Annotated in this window: 17 protein-coding genes; 9 read left to right on the top strand and 8 right to left on the bottom strand. The window is 73.5% G+C overall.

Going from position 1 to position 17727, the window contains the following annotated elements:
* Positions 1–14: 14 nt before the first annotated feature.
* Positions 15–911 (bottom strand): LysR family transcriptional regulator ArgP, encoded by an 897-nt coding sequence (locus tag ACGF4F_RS08760; RefSeq protein ID WP_393075958.1) that lies wholly within the window; start codon positions 909–911, stop codon positions 15–17.
* Positions 912–989: 78 nt separating this feature from the next.
* Here ACGF4F_RS08760 and ACGF4F_RS08755 point away from each other — a divergent pair, with 78 nt between their 5' ends.
* Both ACGF4F_RS08755 and ACGF4F_RS08750 read left to right on the top strand, forming a co-directional pair.
* On the top strand, positions 990–1586 hold the full coding sequence (locus tag ACGF4F_RS08755) for a LysE/ArgO family amino acid transporter (protein WP_393076100.1): 597 nt from the start codon (positions 990–992) through the stop codon (positions 1584–1586).
* A 77-nt stretch (positions 1587–1663) separates the two neighbouring features.
* On the top strand, positions 1664–3103 hold the full coding sequence (locus tag ACGF4F_RS08750; protein ID WP_387421350.1) for a GuaB1 family IMP dehydrogenase-related protein: 1440 nt from the start codon (positions 1664–1666) through the stop codon (positions 3101–3103).
* Positions 3104–3205: 102 nt separating this feature from the next.
* Here the strand turns inward: ACGF4F_RS08750 and ACGF4F_RS08745 are convergent, their stop codons facing one another.
* A complete protein-coding gene (locus ACGF4F_RS08745; RefSeq protein WP_393075955.1) occupies positions 3206–3391 on the bottom strand; it encodes a WHG domain-containing protein in 186 nt (61 codons plus the stop codon).
* Between the two features lie 56 nt (positions 3392–3447).
* On the opposite strand from ACGF4F_RS08745, the gene ACGF4F_RS08740 reads away from it, so the two are divergent.
* From ACGF4F_RS08740 to ACGF4F_RS08730, 3 genes are all read left to right on the top strand, one after another.
* A complete protein-coding gene (locus tag ACGF4F_RS08740; protein WP_357437657.1) occupies positions 3448–3975 on the top strand; it encodes a MarR family transcriptional regulator in 528 nt (175 codons plus the stop codon).
* Positions 3969–5702 (top strand): ABC transporter ATP-binding protein, encoded by a 1734-nt coding sequence (locus tag ACGF4F_RS08735; protein WP_357437654.1) that lies wholly within the window; start codon positions 3969–3971, stop codon positions 5700–5702. Before ACGF4F_RS08740 ends, ACGF4F_RS08735 begins: the two co-directional genes overlap by 7 nt.
* A gap of 286 nt (positions 5703–5988) precedes the next feature.
* The gene (locus ACGF4F_RS08730; protein ID WP_357437900.1) at positions 5989–7914 is read left to right on the top strand and encodes an ABC transporter ATP-binding protein; all 1926 of its coding nucleotides are present in this window, start codon (positions 5989–5991) and stop codon (positions 7912–7914) included.
* 65 nt (positions 7915–7979) lie between these two features.
* Here the strand turns inward: ACGF4F_RS08730 and thrS are convergent, their stop codons facing one another.
* Positions 7980–9197 carry a threonine--tRNA ligase gene (thrS, locus tag ACGF4F_RS08725; RefSeq protein ID WP_357437651.1) on the bottom strand — a complete coding sequence of 406 codons (1218 nt, stop codon included), beginning with the start codon at positions 9195–9197 and terminating at the stop codon, positions 7980–7982.
* Positions 9198–9755: 558 nt separating this feature from the next.
* Between thrS and ACGF4F_RS08720 the strand changes: the two genes are divergently transcribed.
* The 3 genes from ACGF4F_RS08720 to ACGF4F_RS08710 all read left to right on the top strand — a co-directional run bounded on the left by ACGF4F_RS08720 (position 9756) and on the right by ACGF4F_RS08710 (position 12195).
* Entirely contained in the window at positions 9756–10391 is a 636-nt protein-coding gene (locus tag ACGF4F_RS08720) for a DedA family protein (RefSeq protein WP_393075951.1), read from the top strand.
* Between the two features lie 175 nt (positions 10392–10566).
* Entirely contained in the window at positions 10567–11322 is a 756-nt protein-coding gene (locus ACGF4F_RS08715; protein ID WP_357437645.1) for a DUF998 domain-containing protein, read from the top strand.
* Positions 11323–11358: 36 nt separating this feature from the next.
* Positions 11359–12195 carry an SDR family oxidoreductase gene (locus ACGF4F_RS08710; protein ID WP_393075948.1) on the top strand — a complete coding sequence of 279 codons (837 nt, stop codon included), beginning with the start codon at positions 11359–11361 and terminating at the stop codon, positions 12193–12195.
* A gap of 45 nt (positions 12196–12240) precedes the next feature.
* Here ACGF4F_RS08710 and ACGF4F_RS08705 read toward each other — a convergent pair whose 3' ends face one another.
* A complete protein-coding gene (locus tag ACGF4F_RS08705; RefSeq protein WP_393075945.1) occupies positions 12241–13644 on the bottom strand; it encodes an NAD(P)H-quinone dehydrogenase in 1404 nt (467 codons plus the stop codon).
* Between the two features lie 106 nt (positions 13645–13750).
* Here ACGF4F_RS08705 and ACGF4F_RS08700 point away from each other — a divergent pair, with 106 nt between their 5' ends.
* Entirely contained in the window at positions 13751–14206 is a 456-nt protein-coding gene (locus tag ACGF4F_RS08700; RefSeq protein ID WP_357437637.1) for a gamma-glutamylcyclotransferase, read from the top strand.
* A gap of 74 nt (positions 14207–14280) precedes the next feature.
* Here the strand turns inward: ACGF4F_RS08700 and ACGF4F_RS08695 are convergent, their stop codons facing one another.
* From ACGF4F_RS08695 to ACGF4F_RS08680, 4 genes are read right to left on the bottom strand one after another with little or no spacing between them, the layout of a single operon-like run.
* Positions 14281–15243, bottom strand: a complete 963-nt coding sequence (locus ACGF4F_RS08695; protein ID WP_393075942.1) for a GNAT family N-acetyltransferase — start codon at positions 15241–15243, stop codon at positions 14281–14283.
* 42 nt (positions 15244–15285) lie between these two features.
* Positions 15286–16026, bottom strand: coding sequence for a hypothetical protein (locus ACGF4F_RS08690; protein ID WP_393075939.1), 741 nt, complete (start codon positions 16024–16026; stop codon positions 15286–15288).
* A 43-nt stretch (positions 16027–16069) separates the two neighbouring features.
* Positions 16070–17008 (bottom strand): hypothetical protein, encoded by a 939-nt coding sequence (locus tag ACGF4F_RS08685; RefSeq protein ID WP_393075936.1) that lies wholly within the window; start codon positions 17006–17008, stop codon positions 16070–16072.
* Between the two features lie 5 nt (positions 17009–17013).
* A complete protein-coding gene (locus ACGF4F_RS08680; protein WP_357437626.1) occupies positions 17014–17643 on the bottom strand; it encodes an MBL fold metallo-hydrolase in 630 nt (209 codons plus the stop codon).
* Positions 17644–17727 lie beyond the last annotated feature (84 nt).

Genomic DNA, 17727 nt, shown 5'->3' with positions numbered 1-17727 from the left:
GCAGCCCGGCCGGCTCAGCGGAGCGCGACGGCCGCCTCCGCGCGGACCGCGTCGGTCAGCGCGCCGAGCACGCGTGACTCCAGCCGCCAGTGCTGCCAGTACAGCGGCACGTCGACGTGCCGTCCCGGGTCGAGGTCGACGCAGGCGCCGTCGGCCAGGTCCGCCTCGGCCAACCGCTCCGGGACCAGCCCCCAGGCGAGGCCGCGCCGGATCGTCTCGCTGAACGCGGGCACCGAGGGCACGTGGTGCACCGGCGGGTCGAGCTCCCGGCCGGTCACCGACCGCAGGAAGCGGTGCTGGACCTGGTCCTTCCGGTCGAAGACGAGCATCGGCGCCGCGGCCAATGCCTCGGCTGTCAGCCCGTCGGGGAACCAGCGGGCGACCAGCGCCGGGGCGGCGAGCGCCCGGTAGCGCATCGCGCCGAGCGGGCGTACCCGGCAGCCCTGGACCGGCTCCCGCTGGGCGGTCACCGCCGCCAGCACCGCACCGTCGCGCAGCAGCTCGGCGGTGTGGTCCTGGTCGTCCTGGCGTACGTCGAAGCAGACGGCCAGCTCGCCCGGCACCCGGGCCAGCGCGGGCACGAACCAGGTGGCCAGCGAGTCGGCGTTGACCACCACCGGGACCCGGATGGGCCCGGCCGTCCCGTCCACCGCCCCGCACGCCTCGGCGAGCGCCTCCCGTTCGAGCAGGGTCAACTGGACGGCCAGCCGGAGCAGCGGTTGGCCCGCGCCGGTCGCCTGACAGGGGCGGCTGCGCCGGACCAGCACCTGCCCGACGACCTCCTCCAGCGCGCGGATCCGCTGGCTCACCGCCGACGGGGTGACGTGCAGGACGCGCGCCGCGCCCTCGAAGCTGCCCTCGCCGACCACCGCGGCCAGGGTGCGGAGTTGGGCGGTGTCGAGTCCTTCCATAAGGCAAGCTTACGAAGCATCAGAAAGATTAGTTGGACTGCACAGGCACCGTTCTCTAGCGTCGGACCCGTGCCTGACCTGCTCCCCTCCGCCGCCGCCGGGTTCTCCGTCTCACTCGCGCTGATCGTCGCCATCGGCGCGCAGAACGCCTTCGTGCTCCGTCAGGGGCTACGCCGGGAGCACGTGCTTCCCGTGGTGGTCGCCTGCGCCGCCTCGGACGCTCTGCTCATCGCGGCGGGCATCGCCGGTCTCGGCACGGCCGTGGCGGACCGGCCGGGCCTGCTGACCGCCATCCGCTGGACCGGGGCCGCCTTCCTGCTCGGGTACGCCGTGCTCGCCGCCCGCCGGGCGCTGCGCCCCGGCACCCTCACCCCCACCGATCGCCCGCCGGTCACCCTTCGGGCGACCGTGCTGGCCTGCCTCGCCTTCACCTACCTCAACCCGCACGTCTACCTGGACACCGTGCTGCTCCTCGGCGGCGTGGCCCAGCAGTACGAGCAGCGCTGGGCGTTCGGCGGCGGCGCGGCGCTGGCCAGCGTGGTCTGGTTCACCGCGCTCGGCGGCGCGGCGCACCGACTGGCGCCGCTGCTCGCGCGTACCGCCGCCTGGCGGGTGCTGGACGGCGCGGTCGCCGTCGTGATGACCGTGATCGCCGCGGCGCTGCTGCTCGGCTGACCCGCCACCCAACCGACCGGGGGTGTTTTCCGTGACCATCGCGAGCACGGACGGGTGCTGGCGGGAATGATGTTCCGGTGCGGTTCCTTCATGGCGCGGTCCCCGCGCACGACCTGACCTACAACGACGTCTTCATGGCGCCCAACCGTTCCGAGGTGGGTTCCCGGCTGGACGTCGACCTGGCCACGGCCGACGGCACCGGCACCACCATTCCGCTGGTGGTGGCGAACATGACGGCGGTCGCCGGCCGGCGGATGGCCGAGACGGTGGCCCGGCGCGGCGCCATCGCGGTGATCCCCCAGGACATCCCGATCGAGGTGGTGGCCAACGTCGTCGCCTGGGTCAAGCAACGGCACCTGGTGCACGACACGGCGATCACCCTCGGCCCCACCGAGACCGTCGGCGACGCGATCCACCTGCTGCCGAAGCGCGCGCACGGCGCGGTGATCGTGGTCGACGAGGCCGGCCGCCCGGTCGGCGTGGTCACCGAGGCGGACACCGTGGGCGTCGACCGCTTCGCCCAGCTCCGGCACGTGATGTCGACCGAACTGCACACCGTGCCGGCCGACGCGGACCCGCGTACCGGTTTCGACCGGCTCTCCGCGGGCCGGCGCCGGCTCGCCCCCGTGGTGGACGCCGAGGGACGGCTGGTCGGCGTGCTGACCCGGCAGGGCGCGCTGCGCGCCACGCTCTACAAGCCGGCGGTGGACGACCGCGGCCGGCTACGGATCGCGGCGGCGGTGGGGATCAACGGCGACGTGACCGGCAAGGCCGCCGCGCTGCTGGAGGCCGGGGTGGACACCCTCGTGGTGGACACCGCGCACGGCCACCAGGAGCGGATGATCTCCGCGCTGCGGGCGGTCCGCAAGCTCGACCCGGCGGTTCCCGTCGCGGCCGGCAACGTGGTCACCGCCGACGGCGTACGGGACCTGATCGAGGCGGGCGCCGACATCGTGAAGGTCGGCGTCGGACCGGGCGCGATGTGCACCACCCGGATGATGACCGGCGTCGGCCGGCCGCAGTTCTCGGCGGTGCTCGACTGCGCCGCGGCGGCGCGCAGGCTGGGCCGGCACGTCTGGGCCGACGGCGGCGTACGCCACCCGCGGGACGTGGCGCTGGCCCTGGCGGCGGGCGCCTCGAACGTGATGATCGGTTCCTGGTTCGCCGGCACCTACGAGTCCCCGGGCGACCTCTACACCGAAGCCGACGGCCGGCGCTACAAGGAGAGCTTCGGCATGGCGTCGGCCCGGGCGGTCAGCGCCCGGACCGGCGAGGACAGCGCGTACGACCGGGCCCGGAAGGCGATCTTCGAGGAGGGCATCTCCTCGGCCCGGATGTACCTCGACCCGGAGCGGCCGGGCGTGGAGGACCTGATCGACGAGATCATCTCCGGAGTCCGCAGCTCCTTCACCTACGCCGGCGCCCGCAACCTGGAGGAGTTCCACGAGCGCGCCCTGGTCGGCGTGCAGAGCGCCGCCGGCTACACCGAGGGCATGCCGCTGCCGACAAGCTGGTAACTCCCCTCGGATCCGCAGTTGATCAAGAGGTTTCGTCGCCGGAAGCCCAGGGGCCGACGCAAACCTCTTGATCAACGACTGCGGGCCGCACCTCCGGTGGGGTTACTCGAAGAGGCGGCGGATCACCGACCGGGCGGCGGATTCCGGGTCCGGGCCGGCGTTGGGCGGCAGCGCGCCGGCCAGCCAGAGGGTGACGAAGCCGTGCCCGATCGACCACGCGGCGAGCGCGTCCCGCTCCGGGTCGGCGGAGGCCGTGGCCAGGACGGCGACCCGGCCGCGCAGTGCCACCCCGGCCCGGGGAAATTAGTTTGGGACCTGACGATCCGGGGGCTAATCTAGCGCCCGTGAACACGGGACCGATCGTCCGCTTCCCCGACGCGCTGCAGCACGCGCCGCTCGGCCGGCTGATCTCGATCGCCGGCCACGTGGTCGAGCAGCACTGGGGGCGCTACCTCGCCGAGCACCACGGGCTCACCTCCGCCGGCATGCGGGTGCTGCTCATCCTGCTCCGAGCCGGCGACAGCAGCCACCGGGAAATGGCCGAACGATGCTTCGTCCGACCGGCCACGCTCACCGGCATCGTCGACACACTCGAACGCGACGGTTTCGTCGCGCGGCAGCGGGACCCGAACGACCGGCGCAGCGTCCAGCTCACCCTGACCGACAAGGGCCGGAAGCAGGCCCTCGCCATCATCGACCTCATCCACAGCGACCGCCCGCTCACCTCGGTCGACGCCGACCCCGCGAAGAAGGCGGTGGTGCGGGAATTTCTCACGGAAATCATCACGACCATGTCCGATGGGGACCTTCGCCGGTTGAACCGGGACAGCGAACCCAACACCGAGAACCCATCGGGGAGCCATCCGTGCTGATCCGCCTGCTCCGCACGCACCTGCGCCCGTACCGGCGGTTGCTGGCCGCGGTGGTGGCGTTCCAGTTCGTCGGCACGATGGCTTCGCTCTACCTGCCGAGCCTCAACGCCGACATCATCGACCGTGGCGTGGCCCTGGGCGACACCGACCAGATCATGCGTACGGGCGGCTGGATGCTGCTCGTCAGCCTGCTTCAGATCGCCTGCTCGATCATCGCCGTGTATCTCGGCGCGAAGACCGCGATGGGGTTCGGCCGGGACGTCCGGGCCGGCATCTTCCGCCACGTCAACCGCTTCTCGGCCCGCGAGGTGGCCCGGTTCGGCGCCCCCTCGCTGATCACCCGGAACACCAACGACGTGCAGCAGGTGCAGATGCTCGTGCTGCTGAGCTGCACCATGCTGGTCGCCGCGCCGATCATGAGCGTCGGCGGCGTGGTCATGGCGCTGCGCGAGGACGTCGGGCTCTCCTGGCTGATGCTGGTCTGCGTGCCGGTCCTGGCGATCGCGCTGGGCCTGATCATCCGGCGGATGGTGCCGGGCTTCCGGCTCATGCAGACCCGGATCGACACGGTCAACCGCGTGCTGCGCGAGCAGATCAGCGGCATCCGGGTGGTCCGGGCGTTCGTCCGCGAGCCGTACGAGACGAAGCGGTTCGGCACCGCGAACGCCGACCTCACCGCCACCGCCCTGCGCGTCGGCCGGCTCCAGGCGCTGATCTTCCCGGTGGTCATGCTGGTGCTGAACGTCTCCAGCGTCGCGGTGCTCTGGTTCGGCGCGGAGCGGGTCGACGCCGGGCAGATCCAGATCGGCGCGCTGACCGCCTTCCTGCAGTACCTCATGCAGATCCTGATGGCGGTCATGATGGCCACCTTCATGCTGATGATGGTGCCGCGCGCGGCGGTGTGCGCCGAGCGGATCGTCGAGGTGCTGGACACCGAATCCTCGGTGACACCGCCGGCCGAGCCGATGCTCGCGATGACCAGGCCCGCCGAACTGGAACTGCGCCGGGTCGGCTTCCAGTACCCGGGGGCGAGCGCGCCGGTGCTGCACGACGTCTCGTTCCGGGCCAGCCCCGGCCGGACCACGGCCATCATCGGGTCCACCGGCGCCGGCAAGAGCACCCTGCTCTCGCTCATCCCCCGGCTGGTCGACCCCACCGACGGCGCGGTGCTGGTCGACGGGATGGACGTGCGGCTGATGGAACTGGACGAGGTGTGGCGCCGGATCGGACTGGTGCCGCAGCGGCCGTACCTGTTCACCGGCACGGTCGCCAGCAACCTGCGGTACGGCAACCCGGACGCCACCGACGCCGAACTCTGGGCGGCGCTGGAGATCGCCCAGGCCCGGGACTTCGTCGCGGAGATGCCGGGCGGGCTGGACGCGCCGATCGCGCAGGGCGGCACGAACGTCTCCGGCGGCCAGCGGCAGCGGCTGGCGATCGCCCGGGCGCTGGTCCGCAAGCCGGAGATCTACCTCTTCGACGACTCGTTCTCGGCGCTCGACCTCGGCACCGACGCCCGGCTGCGGGCCGCGCTGAAGCCGGTCACCGCGGACGCGGCGGTGGTGATCGTGGCCCAACGGGTCTCCACGATCGTCGACGCCGATCAGATCATCGTGCTCGAGGACGGGGGCGTCGTCGGGATGGGACGACACGAGGAACTACTGCACACCTGCCCGACCTACGCCGAGATCGTGGCGTCCCAGCAGACGGCGGAGGTGACGGCATGAGCGAGCGCAGCGAGCGAATCAGCCAGCTCAGTGCCACCGGTCATGGCGGCGCCGAGCGGAGCGAGGTGAGGGCATGACCGCCGTACCCGAGCAGAAGCCGGCCGCCGGCGGCCAGGGCCCCAATGGCCAGGGACCCAACGGCCATGGCCCCCACGGGCAGGGCCCGGGCGGAATGGGCCCTGGCGGGCCCGGGCCCGGCGGGAAGGGCCCCGGCGGCAAGGGCCCCGGCGGGCCGCCGAACCGGCTGCCCCCGGCGGGGCGGCGCCCCGGCGGCGGCCCGCCGTGGATGGGTGCCGCCATGCCGGCGGAGAAGTCGATGAACTTCGGGCCCTCAGCCCGGCGGCTGCTGGGTCGCCTGCGGCCGCACCGCCTGCAGCTGGCGGCGATCATCACCCTGGCGCTGGCGAGCGTCGGGGCGAGCGTGGTCGGTCCGAAGATCCTCGGCCACGCCACCGACCTGATCTTCAGCGGGGTGATGGGCCGCCAGATCCCCGCCAGCCTCACCACGGAGCAGGCGGTGGCCGCGGCCCGGGCGGCCGGCCACGACAACTACGCCGACATGCTGGCCCGGATGGACGTGGTGCCCGGGGCAGGCATCGACTTCACCGCGCTGGGCCGCACGCTCACGCTGGCGCTCGCCCTCTACCTGGGCGCCAGCCTGCTGATGTGGTGGCAGGGCTGGCTGCTCAACGGGGTGGTGCAGCGGACCGTGCTGCGGCTGCGCGCCGACGTGGCGGAGAAACTCAACCGGCTGCCGCTGCCCTACTTCGACCGGCAGCCCCGAGGCGAGCTGCTCAGTCGGGTCACCAATGACATCGACAACATCTCACAGACCCTGTCGCAGACGCTCAGCCAGTTGCTCAGCGCACTGCTGACCGTGGTCGGCGTACTGGCGATGATGTTCTGGATCTCGCCGCTGCTGGCCCTGGTCGCCCTGGTGGCGGTGCCGCTGTCGGTGATTGTCACGCAGCAGATCGCCAAGCGCTCGCAGCGCAGGTTCATCGCCCAGTGGCGGCACACCGGTGAGCTGAACGGCCTGATCGAGGAGGCGTACACCGGTCACGAGCTGGTCAAGGTCTTCGGCCGGCAGCGCGAGGTGCAGGCCGACTTCGAGGCCAAGAACGACGAGCTGTTCAAAGCCAGCTTCGGGGCCCAGTTCATCTCCGGGATCATCATGCCGGCGATGATGTTCGTCGGGAACCTCAGCTACGTCGCGATCGCCGTGGTCGGCGGGCTGCGGGTGGCCTCCGGGTCGATGAGCCTCGGCGACGTGCAGGCGTTCATCCAGTACTCGCGGCAGTTCACCCAGCCGCTCACCCAGGTCGCCTCGATGGCGAACCTGCTCCAGTCCGGAGTGGCCTCCGCCGAACGGGTCTTCGAGGTGCTCGACGCCGAGGAGCAGGCCCCCGACCGGGCCCTACCGGCCCGGGTCACCGGCCGGGTCGAGTTCGAGCACGTCTCCTTCCGGTACGACCCGGACAAGCCGCTGATCGACGACCTGTCGCTGGTCGCCGAGCCCGGTCACACGGTGGCCATCGTCGGCCCGACCGGCGCCGGCAAGACCACCCTGGTCAACCTGATCATGCGGTTCTACGAGCTGGACGCCGGCCGGATCACCCTCGACGGGATGGACATCACCGCGATGCCCCGGGAGCAGCTGCGCAGCCGGATCGGCATGGTGCTCCAGGACACCTGGCTCTTCGGCGGCACCATCCGGGACAACATCGCGTACGGGCGGCCGGAAGCCACCGAGGAGGAGATCCTGGCGGCGGCCCGGGCCACCTTCGTGGACCGGTTCGTCCGCAGCCTCCCCGACGGGTACGACACCGTGATCGACGAGGAGGGCAGCAACGTCAGCGCCGGTGAGAAGCAGCTCATCACCATCGCCCGGGCGTTCCTCGCCGAGCCGTCGCTGCTGATCCTGGACGAGGCGACCAGCTCGGTGGACACCCGGACGGAGGTGCTGCTCCAGCGGGCCATGGCGGCGCTGCGCTCGGACCGGACCAGCTTCGTCATCGCGCACCGGCTCTCCACCATCCGCGACGCGGACCTGATCCTGATGATGGAGAACGGCCGGATCGTCGAGCAGGGCGCGCACGACCAACTCCTCGCCGCCGACGGGGCGTACGCCCGGCTGTACCGGTCGCAGTTCAGCGGCGCCGCGGTCGATGACGAGGGGCCGGTCCCGGCCGGCGCGCCGGCCCGGAGCTGACGGTGGACGGATCAGCCGGCCCGGGTCCGGCCCCCGCCGCGAGGCGGGGGCCGGCCGGCCGGGCGTCAGGCCCCGGGCAGCAGGTCGGCCGAGCGGGCGGCGACCACCCTCCCGATCAGCCCCAGCGCTTGGGGCACCGGCATCGGGTCGAGCCCGCGGCCGTCGCGCAGCCGCAGGGACACCGACCCGTCGGCCGCCTCCCGGGGACCGACCACCCCGAGGTACGGCACCTTCCGGCGGGCCGCGTCGCGGATCCGGGCACCCAGCGAGCCGGCGTGGTCGACCTCGACGCGGAGGCCGTCCGCCTCGGCCCGCCGGGCCAGGTCGCCGACGGCGTCCGCCTGGCCGTCGTCCACCGGGAGCAGCACCAGTTGCACCGGCGCGTACCAGGCCGGGAAGGCGCCGGCGTGCACCTCGATCAGGTACGCGAAGAGTCGTTCCATGCTGCCGACCAGGCTCCGGTGCACCATCACCGGCCGCTTGCGGCTGCCGTCCGCGTCGGTGTACGACAGCTCGAACCGCTCCGGCTTGTCGAAGTCGAGCTGGATGGTGGAGATGGTCGACTCCCGGCCGGCCGCGTCGACGACCTGGATGTCGATCTTCGGGCCGTAGAAGGCCGCCTCGCCGGGCCCCTCGGTGAAGTCCACCCCGTCGAGCGCGGCGCGGAGCAGCTCCTCGGCCCGCACCCACTGGGCATCGTCGCCGACGTACTTCTCCCCCGGCCCGCGCAGCGACAGCCGGAACCCGGCCGGCCGGACGCCGAGCGCGGCGTGCGCCTCGCCGATCAGCCGCAGAATCTCGCGTACCTCGTCGCCGACCTGGTCCAAGGCGCAGAAGTTGTGCGCGTCGTTGAGCGAGATGGCGCGGACCCGGGAGAGCCCGCCGAGCACCCCGGAGCGCTCCGCCCGGTACATCCCGCCCAGCTCGGCGACGCGCAGCGGCAACTCCCGGTAGGAGCGACCCCGTGCCCGGAAGACCAGCGCGTGGTGCGGGCAGAGCGCCGGCCGGAGCACGAACTCGTCGTCGGCGGACAGCCGCATCGGCGGGAACATGTCGTCGGCGAAGTAGCCGAGATGCCCGGACAGCTCGAACAGCTCCCGTTTGCCCAGCGGCGGGGAGTAGACGTGCCGGTAGCCGGCCCGGCGCTCCAGGTCCCGCACGTACTCCTCGACGGCGTGCCGGGCGGCAGCGCCGGCCGGCAGCCAGATGGGCAGCCCGGCCCCCGACAGGGGATCGGAGACGAACAGCTCCAGCTCCCGGCCGAGCCTGCGGTGGTCGATCATGTCGCCCTCCTTGATCGGGTACGACCCGGAGGCGAGCTGGCCCGGAACGCCGCGAGGCCCCGGGGCGGTTCGCCCCGGGGCCTCGTCGACGGATACGTCAGTGCGGCGCGCCGGGGATTCCCGGCGTCGTGGTCACCACCGCGCTGCGCATGCGGCGACCGTACGCGCGACGGATCGGTTCGCGCACCCGGATTTAGCGCCCGCGCGGACTGGGCGATGACGGCGAGGCGCGGCGCCGCCCCGCCACGCGAGCTCTGCGGGGAGCGGGGGCGGGTCGCCGGCACGGGACCTGCCGGCGACCCGCGACGGCCCGGACGCCGGAAACGGGGGATCCGACGTCCACGCGGCCGCGTCCCGACAACGGTACGCCGGTGACCGCCGATCCGCCGCCCGCCGGGGTGGCCAGCGCCACGCCGGGGAAGCGTCACATTCGCCGGCCCCGAATCGTTGTCCACGGGTGGCCCTGTCGTGCCACGGGTCACCACCGGTCCGGGCACCCCGGCGTGACGCGGGACATGCCATCAGGCTCGGTGCGATCGAACGGGGGAATCCGGCGAGGTGGCGATCTTGCCCGAACTCATCGCTGACGTCGCATCGCCGACGTGGGCGTACGCCGTGCTGTTGGGGTTGCTGATCGCCGACGCCTTCGTGCCGGTCGTGCCGACCCAGGTCGTCATGATCACCACCGGCGCGCTGACCGTGTACGGCGGGCTCAGCCTGCCGCTCACCATCACCGTCGGCGCGCTCGGCGTCATCGCCGGCGATCTCGCCTGCTACCTGCTCGGCCGGACCGCACCGGACCGCCGGGCACCCCGACACGCGATGCCCAGCCGGGCCCGCCGGGCCGTGGCCCGGGCCACCCGCGGGCTGCGCGAGCCGGGACCACTGGTGATCCTGCTCTGCCGCTTCGTGCCGGGCGGCCGGATGGCCGCCTGCTTCTCGGCCGGGCGCAGCCGCTACCCCTACCGACTCTTCCTGCTCTACGAGACCTTGGCGGCGACGGGCTGGGCGACGTACGGCAGCCTGGTCGGGCATCTGGGCGGCCGGGCGCTGACCGAGTCGGCGTGGCGGCTCGTGGTGATCGGCGGGGTGGCGGCGGCCGGGTTCGCGGCGGCCGGCTGGGCGATGAGCGCGATCAGCGCCCGCCACACCCGGACGGAGGCCGAGGCCAAAGTTCGGGTCGGGATCGACTGACCTGCCCATCCCCTGGTCGATCGCCTCAAGGGCAGCGCCTTTCACCGCCCGGATCGGCAACATCCACCTCAACGTCGCCTGACCCGTGAGCCGCAGCCGGTAGGGGAGTTCCCGGGGATCGAAGTGGGTGTCCATCCCGGATCCGTTTCGGGTGGCCTCGGCGACAGGCTGGGGCATGCTCGAAAACCGGAGACGCGCCCTGTTGGCCCTCGGCGGGATCGCCCTTGCGGCGGTGCTCGCCGTACTCGGTCACCTCGAGGTGAACGACGATCTGAGCCCCTGGTCGCTGACCGTCAGCGACTTCGCCGTCTCCGACCGGGGCGGCGCGATCGACGTGGCCATGGCGGTGCTCGCCGCCGCGACGGCGGTGCTGATCCCGGCCCTCTGGCGTACCGGATCGGGGACGGACCCCAGCGGGTCGCGGCGAGCGGGTGGCGGACGGGCGCCGACCGGCGGCGGGCCACCCGCCCGGCCGGGTCGGCTGCCGCAGGTGGCCGGGATGTTGCTGGCCGCCTGGACCGCCGGCCTGGTCACCTCCGCCGTGGTACCCACCAATGAGCCCGGCCTCCCCATGGACACCGCGGCCTACCTGCACCGGTACGCGTCGGTGGTCGCCTTCCTCGCCCTGCCGGTCGCCGGCTGGCTGCTCGCCGGGCACCTGGGCGGTCGCGCCGCTGGCTGGCTGCGGGCGCTCACCCTGGCCAGCCTGCTGCTGGCCGGGGCGATGATCTGGTCCGCCTACCCGGGCGAGCGGATGCTGATCGGGCTCGCCGAGCGTCTGCTCATCGTCGCCGAGGTCGCCCTGCTCAGCGTGGTCGCGGTGGCACTGGCCCGCCGCCCGGCCGGCCGCGTCGCCGAGGCCGTCCCGGAAACGGCGGCGGCGCCCACGCCCTTGACCTCAAGGGAGCTTCAACTCTTAGCGTCCGATTGACGGGTCGACGGCGGCCGGTCGGACGAGGAGGCGGAAATGATCCTGGTGACGGGGGCGACCGGCACAGTCGGTCGGGAGGTGGTGTCGCTGCTGCTCGCGCGAGGCGAACAGGTCCGGGCGGTGAGCCGCGACCCGTCCCGGGCGGACCTGCCGGCCGGGGTCGAGGTGGTGGCCGCCGACCTCGGCGACCCCGCCTCGCTCACGCCCCACCTGACCGGCGTCGAGGCGGTCTTCCTGATCTGGCCGTTCACCGACCCGGCCGTGGCCCGGCGGGCCGCCCCCGAGGTCGCCCGGGCGATCGCCGAGCACGCGTCCCGGATCGTCTACCTCTCCGCCCCGGGCGCCGCTGACCAGCCGGCGTCGTTCTGGGCGGAGGTCGAACGGGCGGTCGAGGCGTCCGGCGCGGCATGGACCTTCCTCCGGCCGGTCGGCTTCGCCGCCAACACGCTGATGTGGGCCGACCAGATCCGCGCCGGCGACGTGGTGCGCTGGCCGTACGGGGGCGCGGCCCGGTCACTGATCCACGAGCGGGACCTGGCCGAGGTGGCCGTGGCGGCGTTGACCTCGGACGGCCACGCCGGCGCCCGGTACCTGCTCAGCGGTCCGGCGACGCTGACCCAGGAGGACCAGGTACGCGCCATCGGCCGGGCGGTCGGCCGGGAGCTGCGCTGGTCGGAGATGCCGGTCGGCGAGGCACGGCAGATGCTCTCCGCCGCCTTCGGCGACCCGGCCTTCGCCGACGCCGCGCTGGCCGGCTGGGCCGCCTTCGTCGCCCGCCCCGAACAGGTCACCGACACGGTACGGCGGCTGACCGGCCACCCCGCCCGCACGTACGCCGAGTGGGCCGCCGACCACGCCGCCGCCTTCCGCTGATGCGTCCTCGGGCCGGTCGCCCCGGCGGCCCGAGGACGCGGCGGGTCACTCCAGTTCGTGCAGCATGAGCTGGCGGGCCGCCTCGGTGATCGAGCCCGACAGCGAGGGATAGATGGTGATGGTCTGGGCCAGCTCGTTGACGGTGAGGTTGTTCTCCACCGCCATGGTGATCGGCAGGATCAGTTCGCTGGCCTTCGGCGCCACCACCACGCCGCCGATCACCTGGCCGCTGGCCGGGCGGCAGAAGAGCTTGACGAAGCCGTCGGCGAGGTCGTCCATCTTCGCCCGGGCGTTGCCGGCGAGCGGCAGCATCACCTGGCGGGCCGGGACCTTGCCGGCGTCCACCTCGTTCTGCGAGACGCCGACGGTGGCCAACTCCGGGTCGGTGAAGACGTTCGCGGCGACGGTACGCAGCCGCAGCGGGCGGACCGCCTCGCCGAGCGCGTGCCACATGGCGATCCGGCCCTGCATGGCGGCGACGCTGGCCAGCGGCAGCACCCCGGTGCAGTCACCGGCGGCGTAGATGCCGGGCACGTTGGTCCGGGAGACCCGGTCGACGGTGACGTAGCCGCCCCTGGCCAGCTCGACGCCGTACTCGGCGAGGCCCAGGTTGGCGGTGTTGGGCACCGAGCCGACCGCGATCAGCGCGTGGCTGCCGGACACCTTGCGGCCGTCGGAGAGCTCGACCTCCACGCCGTCGCCGGTCCGGCGGACCGCCTCGGCACGCGAGTTGTTGAGGATGCTCATGCCCCGGTTGCGGAACACCCGCTCGATCGCCATCGCCGCGTCGGCGTCCTCGTGCGGCATGACCCGGTCCCGGCTGGAGACCAGGGTGACCTCGACGCCCATCGCCAGGTAGGCGCTGGCGAACTCGGCGCCGGTCACGCCGGAGCCGACCACGATCAGGTGCTCCGGCAGCTCCGGCAGGTCGTACACCTGGCGCCAGGTCAGGATGCGCTTTCCGTCGGGGACGGCGGTGGGGAGCTGGCGCGGCGTGGCGCCGGTGGCGATCAGGACGGTGGACGCGGCGATCGAGTACTCCTCGTCACCGCCGGCCGGGGTGACGATCACCCGGTGGGTGTGACCGAGCGTGTCCTCGCCCAGCCGGGCGGTGCCGGCGACGAACTCCACCCCGGCCTTGACCAGCTTGGCGTGGATGTCGGCGGACTGGGCCAGGGCGAGCCGCTTCACCCGCTCGTGCACCGCCCGGGCGTCGACGGTGACCGCCTCCAGCCCGTCCGAGTGCACCCCGAACTCCTCGGTGTCCCGGTAGCCGGTCACCACCTCGGAGCTGGCGATGAAGGTCTTCGACGGGACGCAGTCGGAGAGCACGCAGGCGCCGCCGGCCCCCTCCGCCTCGACCACGGTGACATCAGCGTCCAGCTGGGCGGCGACCAGCGCCGCCTCGTACCCGGCCGGCCCCCCGCCGATGATCACGATCTGGCTCACAGCGCTCGCCCCTCGTCCGTGCTCACAGTGACTTTCTTCTCCCCATCGCGCTCGACACGCACCGTCGTATTCTCCCCCACCCGCCGACCGGGCTATCGTCATCGCCGTGCGTCTGTACGCCGCTTACGGCTCAAACCTGGACCCCGCCCGCATGCGCGCCTACTGCCCGCATTCGCCGATGGTGGGTACCGGCTGGCTGGAGGGGTGGCGGCTCACCTTCGCGGGCGAGGGCGTCATCGGCTGGGAGGGCTCGGTCAGCACGGTGGTCGAGTCCCCGGGTGACCGGGTCTTCGTGGCGCTCTACGACATCCACCCGTACGACGCCGCGCAGCTCGACGAGATCGAGGGCGTGACCGCCGGTACGTACCGGAAGCTCACCGTCCGCGTCTCCACGCTGGACGGGGACGTGACCGCGTGGGTCTACGTCTTCGACGGCTACGAGGGCGGCCTGCCGACGTCGTGGTATCTGTCGGAGATCGCGAACGCGGCGGAGAAGGCGGGCGCGCCGGACGACTACGTCACCGAGCTGCGGTCCCGCCCCACCGGCACCGCGTCGGCCTAGAGGCTCTCCCACGCGTCCAGTCTCCCCCGGCCGGTGCCCCGGCCAGCCAGCGACCCCGGAGCGCGGGTCGCGTGTCACACACCCGTGGCGGTGACGGTGCGCTCGTACATGTCGGTCCAGCGCACCTCATTGAGCCCCACCGAGCGGTAGAGGGTCACCGGGGTGGTCGGGTTGGCCAGGTCGACGCCGAGGCCGGCGGACGCCCGGCCCTTCGCGGCGTACGTGGCGAAGGCCCGGCGCAGCAGCGCCGCGCCCACCCCGCGCCGCCGGTACGCGGGCAGCACCGACAGCGTGCGTACCCAGCCCATGTCGTGTTCCAGCGCCTGGTCGGAGGACTGGAGGGCGCCGGCCGGCGCCCCGTCGACCTCGGCGACGAACCACTCGTCCCAGACCTTGCCGTACGACGGGAGCTGCTCCTGCCACGCCTCGAAGCCGAGCGGCTCGTAGTCGGGGGTGTCCCGGAACGCGGTGTCGAAGATCCGATGGAACAGCCGCAGGTCGGCCTCGTCGCCGGCGCGCAGCGGGCGGACGGCCACCCCGGCCGGCGGGGCCGGCTCGGCGGGCAGGTCGGTGAGGGAGCGGGTCATCCGGATGTACCGCTTGACCCGGATGAAGCCGGCCTCGACCAGATCAGCCGCCCAGCGGGTCTCCGGGGCGAAGGCACCGGTGCGGGCGGTCAGGGCGGGCAGGCCACGCTCTGCGGCCCGCTCGGCGACCCTGTCGAGCAGCCGCGCCAGCAGCGGGGCGCGCAGGTCGGCCCCACGCTCGGGGTCCACGAGAACGTCCACCCACTCGCGGCCCACCCCGGTCGGGTTGGCCAGGATCGCCCAGGCGACGGCGGCGCCGTCCGGGTCGGTGACCAGCCACGAGTCCCGGGCCGGGTCGACGAAGGGGGCGGTCAGCGCGGACTCGACGTCCTCGGCGTCGAAGTCCGGGTAGCCGATCGCGAAGGTGTCGGCAGCGTGCACCACCTTCAGGATCGCGGGCACGTCGTCGAGGGTGGGGCGGCGGGCGGCCCAGCCGGCGGGGAGCGTCACGCCGCTGATCCTGGCAGCCCACCCGGCCCGCGCGCCCCTCATTTATCCGCTGCGGAGGTGCAGCCGGGCGGCGGTGAGCAGGTTGAGCAGTTCCGCCCCCTCGCCGGGCGCCAGCGCCCGGAACGCGGTGGCGGCCAGCCGGTCGGTCACCGCCTCGGCCCAGAGCCGTCGCCGCACCAGCGGCCCGACCGGCGGGTACGGAGGCGACCAGCCGCAGGCGGCGGCCCCCGCCTCCCCCTCCGGCCCGGCCAGCACCGCCTCCAGCGGAGTCATCCCGGCGGCCCGGACCGCCAGCAGGTACGCCCCGGCGAAGTGCTCGCGGAGCAGCAGCAGCGCGACGGCCGCCCGGGCGCCCGGCGAGCGGTCCGGCACCGGCATGGCCCGCCAGGCGGCGAACAGTGGCATCCCACTGCCGTCCGCCGCGTCGACCGCGCGTTCCAGCAGGCCGGCCAGGCGGGGCGACTCGGGGGCGTCGCTCAGGTGCTGGACGCCCCACCGGCAGCACTCGGCCAGGTTCGCCTCGGCCACCGCCAGTGGGCGGGCCGTACGGGCGGCGGCGTCCCAGCCGTCGGCGACCGCGTCGGGGGCGATGAAGCCGAGCGCGGCGGCGACCGTCTCGGCGCGGACGTCGCCGAGCGCGCCGGCCCGGCCGGTGATGTAGAACGCCCAGCCGGAGATGCCGAGCAGCCGGGCGCGGCGCAGCGTCGCCGGGCACCGGGAGAAGGCCTCCCCGAGCTCCAGCACCAGCGGCTTGCTGGCGGCGGCGACCTGCTCGGGGGTCATCGACGGCGCACCGCCGTCCGTCCACCGTGGTCGTCCATCCCGATCAGTCTGCCCCGTTGCCCTCCTCGTCGGCATCCTCCTCTTCGGCGTCCAGCGCCTCCATCGCGGCCTCCACCTCCCCGGTACGCCGGCGGGCGGTGGTGAGCGACCGCTCGGCGCCCCGCCGGGCCAGCTTGGCCCGGCTCAGTTCCTGCTCGGCGACGGCCCGGCGGCGTTCCAGCTCGGCAAGTTCGGTCTCGATCCGGTCCAGACTCGCGGCGCCGTCCCGCTCGGCCCGGGCGGCCTCGGCCAGTTCCGCCTCGGCCCGATCCTGGTCGCCGCGGGCCAACGCCTGCTCGCGTTCCAGCGCCCGGCGGCGTTTCGCCCGCTCGGCCCGGGCCGCTCGCGCCGCGGCCCGCTCGTCGCGTTCCCGGCGGGCCCCGGCCCGTCCGGCCGCCGGCTCCTCCGGCTCCGGTTCCTCCGCGCCCCCGGTGACCAGCCGCAGCTGCGGGCGGGGCACCTCGCCGAAGCCGGCATAGTGGGTGGCCCGGAGCAGTCGGCCGGTGCGGACCTGCTCGGCCACCTCGGCGTCGGAGAGGGCGGCGTTGAGGGTCGCCTCGACCTCGGCCAGCGGAAGCTTCCCGGCCGACGGGGCGCCCGGCTCGGCGGCGGCCAGCTTGCGAGCCTCGTCGACCAGCGCGCCGACCACGGCCCGGCGCTGGGCGGACAGCTCGCGCAGCTTGGCGCCGCGCAGGTCGCGCTGGGCAGTGCGGAGCGACTCGGCGAGCTGCGCCAGGTCGGCGACCAGCTCGGGCCGGCGGATGGCGAGCAGGTTGACCAGCCAGGCGGCCACGGTGGGCCGGCGCAGCTTGCCGATCTCGCGGGCGGCCTTCTGGTCTCCGGCCCGGCGCGCCTCGGCCACGGCGGCGTCCCGGGCCGCGACGAACCGGTCGGGTGGGGTCGCGTAGAGCCGCTGGACCAGCTCGGGGGTGGGTCCAGGCACGGCGGTCAGGCGTCGATCCGGGTGCCCGGTTCGAGGCGGCGGTAGTCGGTGTTCGACAGTGCGGTGTACTGCCGGTCGAGCACGCCGAAACCGTTGTCGTTGAGCAGGCCGTCGTGCAGCGCGTACGCGCGGCGCGGGGCGACCGCCCGGATGAAGTCGACCACTTCGGAGAACTTGTTCCAGGGGGCGTGGATCGGGGCGAAGAGGGTGTCCACCTGGACGTCGTCGGGGACCACCAACGAGTCCCCCGGGTGGTAGACGACGTCGTTGATCAGGAAGCCGAGGTTCTCGATGACCGGGATGTCGGGGTGGATGACGGCGTGCTGGCCGCCGTACGCGCGGATCGCCACGCCGGCGGCGGTGAACGACTCGCCCGGCGCGACCACCGTCAGCGCCTCGGCCGCGTCACCGAGGACCTCGGCGAGCGAGGCCGGGCCGTTGACCCGGAACGGGCGCCGGTCCAGCGCTCGGGTCACCGCCTCGACGTTCACGTGGTCGGGGTGCTGGTGGGTGATCAGCACCGCGTCCGCCCCGTCCAGCGCCTCCGGTTCGCTGTAGACACCGGGGTCGACGACCAGCACTCCCCCGTCGTGCTCCACGCGGAGGCAGGAGTGGGCGTACTTGGTGACCTGCATCGTGACTCCTCGATTATCGAATCGTGACGTCCTCAGCGCAGTCTGCCGGAACCGGCACGATGGCGCGTCGCGTCCGACGTATCG

Origin of the sequence: Micromonospora sp. NPDC047740, assembly GCF_043204735.1 — a bacterium.
GTDB lineage: Bacteria > Actinomycetota > Actinomycetes > Mycobacteriales > Micromonosporaceae > Micromonospora.
This window is presented reverse-complemented; position numbering and strand designations above follow the sequence as displayed.